This is a genomic window from Burkholderia sp. Bp8998 (assembly GCF_003854235.1).
Classification (GTDB): Bacteria; Pseudomonadota; Gammaproteobacteria; order Burkholderiales; family Burkholderiaceae; genus Burkholderia.
In genome coordinates this window covers 64,473-73,698 of sequence record NZ_QTQF01000039.1, presented here as the reverse complement: position 1 = coordinate 73,698, position 9,226 = coordinate 64,473, and the positions used below count along the sequence as shown (strand labels likewise).

General features: G+C 64.3%; 8 protein-coding genes and 1 pseudogene. 5 read left to right on the top strand and 4 right to left on the bottom strand.

The window, feature by feature from the left end; translation table 11 throughout:
- Positions 1-87: 87 nt before the first annotated feature.
- The 4 genes and pseudogenes from DIE06_RS30130 (at position 88) to DIE06_RS30115 (ending at position 5,176) form a co-directional block, all read left to right on the top strand.
- A pseudogene (locus tag DIE06_RS30130) lies at positions 88-1,140 on the top strand (RNA-guided endonuclease InsQ/TnpB family protein).
- Positions 1,141-1,562: 422 nt separating this feature from the next.
- Positions 1,563-2,948, top strand: coding sequence for an MFS transporter (locus tag DIE06_RS30125; RefSeq protein ID WP_124664534.1), 1,386 nt, complete (start codon positions 1,563-1,565; stop codon positions 2,946-2,948).
- 24 nt (positions 2,949-2,972) lie between these two features.
- Positions 2,973-3,806, top strand: coding sequence for a shikimate dehydrogenase (locus DIE06_RS30120; protein WP_124664542.1), 834 nt, complete (start codon positions 2,973-2,975; stop codon positions 3,804-3,806).
- Between the two features lie 146 nt (positions 3,807-3,952).
- Positions 3,953-5,176 (top strand): MFS transporter, encoded by a 1,224-nt coding sequence (locus tag DIE06_RS30115; protein WP_124664533.1) that lies wholly within the window; start codon positions 3,953-3,955, stop codon positions 5,174-5,176.
- Between the two features lie 357 nt (positions 5,177-5,533).
- Here DIE06_RS30115 and DIE06_RS30110 read toward each other — a convergent pair whose 3' ends face one another.
- From DIE06_RS30110 to DIE06_RS30100, 3 genes are all read right to left on the bottom strand, one after another.
- Complete coding sequence (locus tag DIE06_RS30110) at positions 5,534-6,295, bottom strand: hypothetical protein (protein ID WP_185733507.1); 762 nt, start codon at positions 6,293-6,295, stop codon at positions 5,534-5,536.
- A 52-nt stretch (positions 6,296-6,347) separates the two neighbouring features.
- The gene (locus DIE06_RS30105) at positions 6,348-6,956 is read right to left on the bottom strand and encodes an acyl-homoserine-lactone synthase (protein WP_124664532.1); all 609 of its coding nucleotides are present in this window, start codon (positions 6,954-6,956) and stop codon (positions 6,348-6,350) included.
- A 209-nt stretch (positions 6,957-7,165) separates the two neighbouring features.
- Positions 7,166-7,609, bottom strand: a complete 444-nt coding sequence (locus tag DIE06_RS30100) for a DUF4902 domain-containing protein (protein WP_124664531.1) — start codon at positions 7,607-7,609, stop codon at positions 7,166-7,168.
- Between the two features lie 73 nt (positions 7,610-7,682).
- Between DIE06_RS30100 and DIE06_RS30095 the strand changes: the two genes are divergently transcribed.
- Entirely contained in the window at positions 7,683-8,402 is a 720-nt protein-coding gene (locus DIE06_RS30095) for an autoinducer binding domain-containing protein (protein WP_124664530.1), read from the top strand.
- Between the two features lie 57 nt (positions 8,403-8,459).
- Here the strand turns inward: DIE06_RS30095 and DIE06_RS30090 are convergent, their stop codons facing one another.
- Positions 8,460-9,167, bottom strand: a complete 708-nt coding sequence (locus DIE06_RS30090; protein ID WP_044843160.1) for an MgtC/SapB family protein — start codon at positions 9,165-9,167, stop codon at positions 8,460-8,462.
- Positions 9,168-9,226 lie beyond the last annotated feature (59 nt).

The window sequence follows — 9,226 nt, the reverse complement described above, 5'->3', positions numbered from 1 at the left end:
GCTCTGGCAGAAATGCTAACCCACGTTTGATTCCTCACGAGAGGCCAGCCCCTGCCACGCGGAGTCATACTGTCTAAAATGACCGGCATGATTCTTGTCTACCGCTACCGGGTGAAGTCGCTCAACGGACTCCTGAACAAGCAGAGCCGTGCGGTGAACTAGGTCTGGAACTTCTGCAATGACACGCAGAAGCACGCGCTCAAGTGGAACAAGGGGTGGCCGTCGGGTTTTGATCTAAATGTGCTGACGACCGGCAGCAGCAAGGAACTCGGCATCCACTCCGGCACGATCAACGCTACGTGCGAGCAGTACGCGAAGTCGCGCAGTCAGCGCCGTCGGCCCTACCTGCGCTATCGCGGCAGGAAATCGCTGGGCTGGGTGCCGCTGAAGGGCCGCGACCTGAAGCGCGAGGGTGACGCGTTCCGTTTCGCCGGCAACACGTTTCGCGTGTTCAACAGCCGGCTGCTTCCCGAAGGCAAGATCAAGAACCGAACCAATTTTGCGCAGGATGCGCGCGGCAACTGGTTCCTCAACATCGTGATTGAGATGCCCGATGTTCCGGCTCGCCCGATCCGTTCTGGTGTCGGCATCGATCTTGGCCTGAAAGCCTTCGCCACACTTTCGACCGGCGAGAAGCTGCCTAATGACCAGTTCGGCCGACGCGCGGCCGAGAAGCTGGCGAAAGCGCAGCGAGCACGAAAGCACAAGCGGCATATCGCGAAGCTGTACGCCAAGATTGCGAATGCCCGCGCCGATTTCCAGCACAAACTCGCGCTCGATCTGGTGCGGCGCTTCGATTACATCGCGGTCGGCAACGTGTCGGCCTCGAAACTCGCCAGGACCGGGCTGGCGAAAAGTGTCTACGACGCATCCTGGTCGTCCTTCCGGGACAAGCTCCGTTACAAGGCGATGGCGCACGGGGCCACGTTCGAGGAAGTGGACGAAAGCGGTTCGACCCAGTCCTGTTCGTCGTGCGGGTCGGAAGACAGCACGACGCGGCCGAAAGGTATCGCGGGACTGAGAATAAGAGCGTGGGCCTGCAGTGACTGTGGTGTCGAGCATGATCGTGATACCAATGCTGCGTTGAACATTCTCCGACGCGGACGTGCATCGCCAGTAGTGGGAATCCGCCGCCTTTAGGCGGCGGAGGACGTCAACTGCTGGCATGTCGCGCGAATCGGATTTCCAGCGTCCCGGAATCGAACAGGATCAACGCCAAGAAGCAGAACTGCAAGGAATGTCCGCCCATGCCGCGCGTGGCGAGTATTGGGGTCCTCGGTACCGTGACCGGCAGACGAAGATTATGTTGCTCGCATCGCGCCGCATTCCAAACAAATCGTCTGATAAATCAGGTCGTCTTGATCGTCGGTAAGTCAGTCATCCACCCCACGACGCTGACTCGGAGAAACCCTCGTAGCGTACGATAAACGAACGCGAGCGCGCGATGATCGAACGAAAAGCGGTAGTACTCCCTTGTCTCCGGCCGCCACGCGGGGCTACGCTTTCGATCAGTAAAACGATGTAAGTGAATCGTTACTTGTCTAAAGAAAACGGAGACCATCATGACCGTATCCGCGGCTCACGAACCCCACGGCAAACACCAGTCGAAGAAAGCCGCCGCGAGCGGCTGGATCGGCTCGGCGCTCGAATACTACGACTTCTTCATCTACGCGACGGCGGCCGCGCTGATCTTTCCGCAGATATTCTTTCCGAAGGGCAATCCAACGACTGCGATCGTCGCGTCGTTGGCAACCTACGGCGTCGGTTATGTTGCGCGGCCGATCGGTGCGTTCGTGCTGGGTCACCTCGGTGACACCCACGGACGCAAGACTGTGTTGCTTTCGTGCATGTTCCTGATGGGCTTGTCGACCATCGGGGTCGGCCTGTTGCCCACCTACGACCAAGTCGGCCTGCTCGCGCCGGTATTGCTGGTGATCCTCCGCCTGATTCAGGGCTTTGCGGTGGCGGGAGAAATCTCCGGCGCCAGTTCCATGATCCTGGAACACGCGCCCTTCGGCCGTCGCGGCTTCTTCTCCAGTTTCACACTGCAAGGTGTGCAGGCAGGGCAGGTGCTGGCGGCTGCCGTATTCCTGCCGCTCGCACACTACATGCCGACCGAGCAGTTCAACAGTTGGGGATGGCGTATTCCGTTCCTGCTGAGCGTGGTGGTCATCATCGCTGGCTGGATCATTCGCCGCAAGGTGGACGAGACGCCGGCCTTCACTGACAAGGAGGGACGGCAGGCACGCTCGCGCTCGCCCGTCGTCGACGCGTTCAAGTACAACTGGGCGGACATGCTGCGTGTCGTCTGCATGGCGCTGATGAACGTGATCCCGGTGGTCGCGACGATCTTTGGCGCGGCATACGCGGTGCAGCCGGCCTACGGCATCGGTTTCGCGAAGGACGTCTATCTCTGGATTCCCGTTGCGGGCAATATCGTTGCGGTGCTGGTGATTCCGTACGTCGGCAACCTGTCCGACAAGATCGGCCGCAAGCCGCCGATCGTTTTCGGTGCGCTGGTGTCGGGGCTGCTCGCGTTTGGGTATCTGTACGCGATCAGCATCAAGAACGTGCCGCTGGCTTTTGCAATGTCGCTTCTGATGTGGGGCGTGGTCTATCAGGGGTACAACGCGGTGTTCCCGAGCTTTTACCCGGAACTGTTCCCGACCCGCACGCGCGTATCCGCGATGGCGATCTCGCAGAACATCGGTACCGCCGCTACCGCGATGCTGCCGGCGCTCTTCACGGCCGTGGCGCCGCCCGGCGCGGCAAACATCTGGTTCACCGTCGGCGCGATCGCGTTCGGGGTCACCGTCATCGCGGCACTGGCTGCGTTGAGCGCTCGGGAGACCTATCGGATCCACATGAGCGATCTGGGTAAGCCCGATGCGCAACCGGTTGGCAAGACCGAGTACGAGCGCTTGCGTGCACAGGCCCTGGCCGCCTGACGGAAGAGAGCGCCACCAGTGATCATGATTTCCGGAAAGACGACCCTCATTGCGCACATCGGCTACCCGACCGAGAGTTTCAAGTCGCCGATGATCTACAACCCCTGGTTCGAGCAGAAGGGGATCGACGCTGTCGTGGTGCCGATGGGCGTCAAGGCCGAGGACTACGTGCAGAGTTTCGAGTCGATCTTCCGTTTCACCAACCTGCGCGGCGCGCTGGTGACGATGCCGCACAAGGTGACGACGGTCGGGCTCGTCGATGAAGTCACCCCGGCGGTGCGCATCGCCGGCGCCTGCAACGCGGTGCTCAAGCGTCCCGACGGCACCCTGCTGGGTGACCAGTTCGACGGTGCCGGTTTCGTGCGCGGCATGTTGCGCAAGGGGAGGCGGCTCGACGGCGCGCGCGTGCTGGTTGCGGGCGCAGGCGGTGTAGGCTCGGCGATTGCCGCTTCGCTTGCTGCGGCCGGCGTGGCGGAACTGGCGCTGTATGACACGCGGCCCGAGGTCGCCGCCGAATTGGCCCGGCGGCTGCGCGAGCATTATCCGACGCTGACGGTGCGTACCGGGTCGAACGATCCGGACGGATTCGAGGTGGTGGTCAATGCAACGCCGATCGGGATGAAGGAGGGCGATCCGCTGCCGTTCGACGTCGCACGTGTGTCGCCCGACTGTTTTGTCGGTGAAGTGGTGATGAAGTCAGAGTACACACCGTTTCTGCGCGCCGCCCGCGACAAGGGCTGCGAAGTACAGGTGGGCACGGACATGCTGTTCGAGATGATTCCCGCCTATCTGGAGTTCTTCGGCTTCGGCAGCGCCACGGCCGACGAACTGCGGCGCGCCGCGACCATCTCGTACTGAGGCCAATTTGTCCTTTGCATCACGAAAATGATTCCACAGACGTGTGTGACGGCACGTGCCTTCCGGCGCGTACCGTTTCCCGACCGCTTCTTTCGAGTCGCCGCGATGGTCCCACGTGGAATGAATCTTCACCGAGACAGGCCGGAATGATTCGCCGCGGCGCCTTGAGCTTCGCATTGCTATTGCCCTTCCTGCTGGCTGCGCAGCCGGTCGCCACCGACAGTTACTTGCCGGCGCTGCCTGCAATTGCGGGCATGCTCGGGTCGGCCAGCGCCAGCCTGACGATGTTCGCACTCGCATTCGGCATCGGACAGTTGCCGATGGGGAGTCTCGCCGATCGCCATGGCCGTCGCCCCGTGCTACTGGCCGGGCTGGCAATCTACGCCATCGCCGCATTGGCTGGAGCGCTCGCGGGCAGCGCATGGATGCTGATCGCGGCGCGTGCGTGCCAGGGACTGGCAATGGCAGCCATCCTCGTGTGTGCGCGCGCTGCCGTACGAGACCTGTATCCGGCCAACGAAGGCCCGCACGTCATGGCGCGTGGACTCACGGGGCTGGGAGCGGCAGCACTGACCGCGCCGATCATCGGCGCCTATGTTTCGCAATACGCGGGTTGGCGGTGGGTGCTCGCGGGGATGAGCCTGTACGCGCTCGTACTGTGCGTCGTGTGTTGGCGCGGTTTTGCGGAAACCCGTTACCAGGTGAGCACGGTACAAGCGCCCGTCGGGAGTATTCGCGAGATATTCAACAATGCGGAGTTTCGGGCGTGGGCGATGTTGGCCGCGACGACCTACAGCGGTATCTTCTGTTTTCTTTTGCTGTCGCCGATGGTGTATATCGGCTACCTGGGCCTGTCGCCCCAGTTGTACGGCTGGATACCTGCTGGCGGCTCGCTGGTTTACATGGTGAGCACGATCGCCTGCCGACGTCTGCTCCATCGTCACGGTGTATTGCGCACGGTGCGGCTGGGCGCAATTCTGAGCCTGTCGGGTGCCGTCATTCAAGCACTGGGTTGCTGGCTGCTACCCGACGCCGCCTGGCCGCTGCTGCTGGGGCACGGGGTATATAGCCTCGGACACGGCATCCACCAGCCTTGCGGGCAGGCCAACGCCGTGGGAGGGCTGCCGCGCCTGGCCGGGCGCGCGGTATCGTGGTCCGGATTCCTCATGATGTTCACGGCATTCTGCATGGGACAAACGGCGGCGGCCTTCGTCGATCCGCATTTCCACTTCGGCGCTTGGCCCATGGTGGTGCCGATGCTCATCGCGGGTTCGGCGCTGATGACCATCGCTTTCGGCTGGTTGCCGCGGCTCGACCATTTGCCACGATCTGGTTCGCAGTCTGTGACGATGCCGGTCAAGTCGGAGTAGCGCGGTGATATTTGCCTTCCGCTACTTCTGGCCGGGGTCGACGAATCTGCGCGCTGCTGGCGGATAGCAGGGGGCTTTGATGTGGCCCTATTAATTATTTCAGGCAAGAAAAAGCCCGCTACTGGAGCGGGCTGAATCCATGTTTGGAGACATGGAGGAGACGGATGTAACTTTAAGGGAAAACCCGAGGGCTGGCAAGCCCTAGTTGTAATTGTACAACGCAGCGTCATCGGGCTTTTCTGACCAGGGTGGAGTTGCGCGCCATGCAGCCGCCGCGGGCGTCCCGCAGCGTCCTGCCGAAAAGCCGACGTCCGTCGGTGCGGCGACCGTCGCGTATCCGCGAAGCCGCCGCCGCGCTTACATCCCGCCTGCCCGCGCGTGCGCGGCAAACGCGCCGAACCGCTCCTGCGCAACCGGCACCGCGTACTTGTCGCGCATTTCCGTCTCGATCCACGCGCAGGCCTCGCGCGCGCAGTCGGTCAGCGCGTGCCGTGTCGCGTGTCCGTCGATGTCGTAGACGAAGCGCACGCCGACCTCGTCGTCGGCGACCTGCCGCTGCAGCTGGTTGAGCTGCAGTTGCGGGCCGTGCCGTTGCGACAGCGCGCGCAGCTCGTCGAAGTGATATTCGAGCCAGTCGGCGAAGAACAGCGCATCGCTATGGCAGCGCAGACGGAACGCCGCGCTGCGCGACGGACGCTGCGCGGCGTCGCCAGCGGCCTGCGGCTCGCCGTTCGGCGCGATGGACGGATCGACGGGCGCGAGCGGCTGCCGGATCTGCCGGTACGGTTCGCGCTCGCGCAGCGCGTGCCACAGCAACTCGTCGCCGGCGGCACCGGACGGCTGCATCGTCAGGTCGTGCCGGCCGTCGCCGGCAGCGGCGACGTCGCGGATCACGAGGCGCAGCGAGCAGAGTGGCTCGTCCGCAACCAGCAGCGTCGCCGCGCGCGGCAACCCGCACACGAGCGGCGCGGCGCCGGCCGCCCGGAACACGAGCCCGCGGCGATCGAGCCGCACGAGCGGCAGCGGCCGCGGAAACGACGGGTAGGCGACTGCGATGCGGGCGCCGCCGGCACCCGTCAAACCGGGCATCATCGCGCGAAAGACCTGAGACTGGTCCACGGTGGTTCTCCTTCGTTACGATGCCGCCCGGCCGGACTACGCGCGTTCCGGCTCAGGCGGCGATGGCTTGCCGGGCAGCCCGTCCCGGCTCGATTTCTAGTGCGGCAAACGTTTGCGGATCGATGTCGATCCAGCACGCGACAACCAGACGACCGTCCACCTGTTTCGGGGGACCTGCCCGGTGCGCGTGCACGCCGATCCGGCGGAACAGCCGCTCCATGCTCGCGAACGTCACGCCGATCAACTGCCGCGCGCCCAGTTGCGCCGCGCATTCGACGACCGCGGCGAGCATCGGGCGGACGGCCCACTCGGCATTGCCTGGACCGCCTTCGTCGCCGGTCGCCGCGAACCGCGACAGCTCCCAGACGGCGGCCGATTGCGGCAGCGCGACGTCTTCGGCGATCAGGTCGGCGAACAGCGACTTCAGCAGATACGGGCGGGTGGTCGGCAACAGGCGCGCACATCCGCACACGTCGCCACCGGCGTTTCTTGCGAACACGTAGACGGTATCGTCGCGATCGAACTGATCGCGCTCGAAACATTCATTCGCCGACGGGAGCGCCCAACCGAGCTGTTCGACGAACACACGGCGCCGATAGCGCCCGAGATCCGCTGCAAGTTCGTGTGGCAACCGCCCTTCCTCGTGAACGAAGGTCCGCATGGTGTCCTCGGATCGGTACTTTGGTATGCACGCATTACATCGCGCGTCCCGAGGAGGCGGTAACTGGTAACTCTTACAGGGTGAGCGTGCGCCGACACCATTCGACCGGTGGTAACGGTTTCTTGATCGGCGGGATTGAAATACCGGCGGCTTTTGCTTATAAAGAGCGCCAGTCCTGTGGAAATGTCAGAGGAATGCGCAGCCGGTTGTCACTGGAGCGTTGGACCGGCATGATAGGCGTCGTTGCGACCGAGCAGCGCCGATGCGACCGCGGCCGGCCAGTCGATGTGTGCGAGCCGCGCGGCGAGCACGGCGGCGGTGCGGAACATGCCGAGGTCGGCGCCGGCGGCGTCGACGGCCATGATGTTGCTGCGGACGTCGCCGCCCGCGATCACGAACGTGCCCGTCGCGCGTTCGAGATACCAGTCCCAGCCGACCGTCAGGTACGCGACGCCGGCACTGGCCGGGCGGTGCCATTCGGTGTAGCCGGCCAGGCGCGCGTCGATGGAACTGTCGCGCAGTTCCGCGAGCAGCGATGCATCGAGGCCGCTCGCGACATGGTCGAGCGCGAGCGCGGCCAGTGCGTTTTCGGACAGACGCACATAGCCGTCCGGAGACGGGCCGCGGACCGGGTGCAACAAAGGTGAAGTCATGCGCGGAATGTATCAGCCCCGAACCGGCGCTGGCACCTGACAGGTATGACAGCGTGACGTTGTCGGAGAAAGAATGGAATTGCGCTGGCAGGATGCCTATCAACAATTCAGTGCCGCGGAAGACGAGCAGCAGCTCTTCCAGCGGATTGCTGCCTATTCTAAACGCCTGGGCTTCGAATATTGCTGTTACGGCATTCGCGTGCCATTGCCCGTGTCCAAGCCGGCCGTCGCGATCTTCAATACCTATCCGGACGGCTGGATGGCGCACTACCAGGCGCAGAACTACATCGAGATCGACTCGACGGTTCGCGACGGTGCGCTCAGCACCAACATGATCGTCTGGCCCGACGTCGACCGGATCGATCCGTGTCCGCTGTGGCAGGACGCGCGCGACCACGGGCTGTCGGTGGGCGTCGCGCAGTCGAGCTGGGCGGCGCGCGGCGCGTTCGGGTTGTTGAGCATCGCGCGTCATGCGGACCGGCTCACGCCGGCCGAGATCAACATGCTGACGCTGCAGACCAACTGGCTCGCCAACCTGTCGCATTCGCTGATGAGCCGCTTCATGGTGCCGAAGCTGTCGCCCGAGGCGAGCGTCACGCTGACCGCGCGCGAACGCGAGGTGCTGTGCTGGACGGCAGAAGGCAAGACCGCGTGCGAGATCGGCCAGATCCTCAGCATCTCGGAGCGCACGGTCAACTTCCACGTGAACAACATTCTCGAGAAGCTCGCCGCGACGAACAAGGTCCAGGCGGTAGTCAAGGCGATCTCGGCCGGGCTCATCGATACGCCCTGACGCGGCACCGGCGGCGGGGCGGTCGTGCCGCCGGGGCGCATGAGCGGCCGCCGCCGCTCATTCCATCATCGGCTCCGCTTCCTTCGCGGTCCAGCTCACGCTGGAAATGCTCTTCTCCATGCTCATCCGGCTCGCGATCTGCTCGAGCTTCTGCTGATCCTTCGGATGCAGCTTCAGCGTCGCGGTCACCTTCAGCCGGTCCGGCTGCTCGGGTACGTCCTCGCTCGTCAGGCTCTGGAACGACAGCGGTTTCGCATACATCGCATTCGACAGCAGCGTGCGGATGTGCACTTCGTCGGCGGCCAGGCAGATCACGGTGATCTGGTATTCGCGCACGAGATCGGCATTCGACACGGGGGTCGCGTTGATCGCCTGGCTGACGCCGCGCAGCACCGTGTTGGTGAGCAGCACGACGCCCGTGCCGGCCAGTGCCGGCACGTAATGGCCGGAGCCGGCCAGCACGCCGACGGCGGCCGAGCACCACAGCGTCGCGGCCGTGTTGATGCCCTGGATCGACCCCTTGTCGCGCATGATCACGCCGCCGCCGAGGAAGCCGACGCCCGACACGACGTATGCGGCGATCTGCGTGACGCCGGCCACGCCGTTGCCGGTCAGCACGCCGAGCGTGACGAACAGGCAGGCGCCGCTCGCGACGAGCGTGATCGTGCGCAGGCCCGCCGTGCGTTGCCGCATCTGGCGTTCGAGGCCGATCGCGACGCCGCAGGCGAACGCGGTGAAAAGACGGAGTGCGAAATCGAGAGTCATGGTTGTCCTGCCGTGCCAAGTGCGCATGCCGGCCCGCGTCGCGGCGGCGCGAAGCCGAA